Source organism: Nocardiopsis lucentensis DSM 44048 (assembly GCF_000341125.1).
Taxonomy (GTDB): domain Bacteria; phylum Actinomycetota; class Actinomycetes; order Streptosporangiales; family Streptosporangiaceae; genus Nocardiopsis; species Nocardiopsis lucentensis.
Window position 1 is genome coordinate 1 of the sequence record NZ_ANBC01000645.1, and the last position, 2590, is coordinate 2590.

Sequence of the window (2590 nt, forward strand, 5' to 3'; positions counted from 1 at the left end):
TGTGGCGTCTGGCGCAGGTGCGGGCGACAGGGTCCATCCCCGCGTGCGCGGGGAGCAGATCCAGCGCGCCAGCGGGACGGGGTCGTACCGGGGTCCATCCCCGCGTGCGCGGGGAGCAGGAGATCCCGATCCTTCCGCCCGTGGTGGATGGGGGTCCATCCCCGCGTGCGCGGGGAGCAGTCTTCCTGACCTGCGTTTCTATCCGGCCAGCACCACCAGATCTGCAAGTTTCCAAGAAACAGACATTCGCCCCGCCTGCCTCATTCAGGCACAAGAACACCGTCCGACGCGCTCACGGCTTCAGCACGGCAAGAAGCCCGACCCCCTCCGCACTCGGCTACGCCAAGTTCCCCAGCTCCCGGTTCTGCGTGTCGCGCACGGCTGTCGCACCAGGCAGGACAGCAACCTCGACACACTCTCCCCAGAACCCCCGCTGTAACTGGAATTCCGCCAGTTCTACCAGCCGTTCACCATATCCATCGAAGAACCCCTCCTCTGGCGGAGCACGACCCCAAGCACTACCGAGGCCACCCCGATCACTGTCAGAACTGATCGGAACCCGCGACCTGACCGATCGGGAAGACATGCCGCGACGCGGCACAGATCGTCTCCAGGGCATGGACCGGAACGTCCTCGGTCGAGTAACTGACCCGGAGCACCTGCACGACCCACTCGCCGGGCACGTCGAGCAGATCCGCCTCGTAAGGCGTCGGCGGCCGAACGGTCAGCGTCTCCGTGGCGTGCCCGAACACGTGCCCCAGGTCCTCGATGGCGGCCTGGAGCGTGGGAAGGACGAACCCCTCCCCCGCCAACCGGGTTCCCTCTGCCACGTCGAGGCGGAAATAGGAGGTGGAGATGCGCACCGGAACGTCGTTCGCCCAGAACATCTTGCGCCGCGCGACGACATCTGTGCCGGGTTCGGCTTGCAGACCAGCCGCGACGTGTTCCGACGCGGGTTCCTGCCCGACGAAGAGCATCTTCCGCTTCGGTTCGAGGCCCTGCTGTTCGGCCTCGGTGAGGTAGAGGCTCTTGGACCCACGCGTGCTCGGCGGAGTCGGCAACGCGCGCTGCACCAGAACACGGGGGCGTGGTTCGAGCGGGCCCGCGGGCGCCTTGTGGGACGGATCGCCGCCCGCCTTCTTCATCTGGCTCACTCTGCCCGGCGTGACCCCGAGATGCCGTGCGATCTCATCCTGCCGCATTCCCGATGCCTGGGCCTCCACGATCGCCCCGCGCCGAATCCTGGACAGCTCCACGCTCTGTCCCTGCAACGTGGTCATGGCGGACGACGCCGCACGAGCCCTCTCCACCGGGTCCGAGATGGCAGCGATGTCGTGCAATGTCCTGGCATCCAAGGCGAATCCTCCGGTCGACTACTCCATCAAACTTTAGCCCCCCTATTGCAGTGACGGGGAGTTGGGGCTACCGTCGTCGACAAGCGAGGTTTAGCCCCTCTAAAACGAGTCGACTCCGGCACGTCCGACGTTGGTGGAGCGATGGACGGTCACACGCACAGTGTGCCCCAGTCGGCTGAGCCTCCAGGCAACGATCGGTGTGGAGGAGCAGCGATGCATGAAGCCGACATCCCGCGACCGAGGCGGAGCCAGCACGAAGACCGACAGGTGGCGGGTGGGTTGCCGGTGCGTGTGCGGGGTCGGCGGTCGGGGGAGTCCACCGCCTACTTCGATGGGACGCCCGACCAGGTCGGGCGCATCCGCGACTGGAGCCAGAACGCCACCGGGCTCGATCCGGTCGAGGCCGCGCCGGTGGGGCTGGTCGTCAGCGAGTTCGTGACCAACGCCGTCCGCCACACCGCCTCCGGTGGGCGGTACGGCCGGGTGAAGGTCTCGGTCGAGGTCCTCCCCGGAACCGTCGTGCTCGTCTCCGTGACCGACGACGGCCCCCGCCCCGGTCGGCGGACGACCGTCCCCCGCCTCCCTGAGCGGACGGAGGACCTGTACCCGGGCGGGCGCGGACTCCTCCTCGTGGCCGCCGTCGCCGAGAAGTGGTGGTGGACCGGCCTCTACGGCGGTCCCCTCACCGTCTGGGCGCTGATCGACCCCCACCACGACCTGGTCCGATGACCGGCCAGGAGCCGACCGCGCGCAAGAAGACGCCCCAGCCGGTGCGTGCAACACCGGCCCGGGGCGCGATCAACCACCTGAAACCCCCAGGAGGATGACCATGCACCACCCTAACGGGCGACACCGTAGGCCCGTCGAATCCCTCGCCGCGCGCCTCTGGCGGCTCCCCGCCGCCGCCGCGCTCGCGACGGCCCTGACCTACGTGTTCACTCCCCAAACCCCCGGACCCGAACCCCGAGCGATCACCCCGGCCCCCGAGCGCCCCGCGCTGGCCCCGGCGCCCTCGGTCGAACCCGTCGAACCCGACGCCCCGGAACCCGACGAGATCGGCGGCGCCCTCGTCCGCCCCTACATGCTCACCCGCATCCCCCGGCCACGACTCCCCGAGGGTGACCTCCTGGCGGGACCGGCACCGGGTGAGTTCGACGAACTCGCCTCCCTCATCCGCCACTACCTCGACCGATCCGGCTGACCGGACACGCCCGTGGCGGGGGGGGGCGCCCCCC

3 protein-coding genes are annotated in these 2590 nt (G+C 69.2%); 2 read left to right on the top strand and 1 reads right to left on the bottom strand.

What is annotated here, in order from left to right; all coding sequences use genetic code 11:
* Positions 1–542: 542 nt before the first annotated feature.
* On the bottom strand, positions 543–1223 hold the full coding sequence (locus D471_RS0122940; RefSeq protein ID WP_241479687.1) for a GntR family transcriptional regulator: 681 nt from the start codon (positions 1221–1223) through the stop codon (positions 543–545).
* 345 nt (positions 1224–1568) lie between these two features.
* Here D471_RS0122940 and D471_RS0122945 point away from each other — a divergent pair, with 345 nt between their 5' ends.
* Positions 1569–2084, top strand: a complete 516-nt coding sequence (locus D471_RS0122945; RefSeq protein WP_152486405.1) for an ATP-binding protein — start codon at positions 1569–1571, stop codon at positions 2082–2084.
* Between the two features lie 100 nt (positions 2085–2184).
* Positions 2185–2556 (top strand): hypothetical protein, encoded by a 372-nt coding sequence (locus tag D471_RS35690; RefSeq protein WP_152486406.1) that lies wholly within the window; start codon positions 2185–2187, stop codon positions 2554–2556.
* The last annotated feature ends 34 nt before the right edge of the window (positions 2557–2590 follow it).

Bases quoted from the DNA above. Each gene is read 5' to 3' on its own strand.
- D471_RS0122945 (WP_152486405.1), top strand. From the start codon at position 1,569: ATGCATGAAGCCGACATCCCGCGACCGAGGCGGAGCCAGCACGAAGAC.
- D471_RS35690 (WP_152486406.1), top strand. From the start codon at position 2,185: ATGCACCACCCTAACGGGCGACACCGTAGGCCCGTCGAATCCCTCGCC.